Raw genomic sequence first — 263 nt, forward strand, 5'->3', positions numbered from 1 at the left:
GTCGCGTGCGGACTCGACGGCGACGTCGAGCAGTTCGTCTGCGCCGGGGCGCGTCCCGAAACCGCAGCTGAGCCGGGTGATCGCGTCCGTCCGCTGGTAGCCGGGGGGGGCCAGGGCCACCGGGACCGGCGACGAATGGAGCAGCGAGCCCGCGACGGAACCAATGGTGAACCGTTTGAACAGGCCGCCGTTCGTGGCGCCGATGACCAAGGCAGCCGCATCCAGCTCCACGGCCGCGTCAATCAGCGCATGGGCCTCGGAAT

The 263-nt window shown here is 70.3% G+C and carries 1 protein-coding gene; it reads right to left on the reverse strand.

The window, feature by feature from the left end:
• A partial coding sequence (locus ACPYOM_RS22795; protein WP_481347711.1) for a universal stress protein occupies nt 1-263 on the reverse strand: 263 nt, incomplete at both ends.

Source organism: Monashia sp. HAY1-2A (assembly GCF_056755315.1).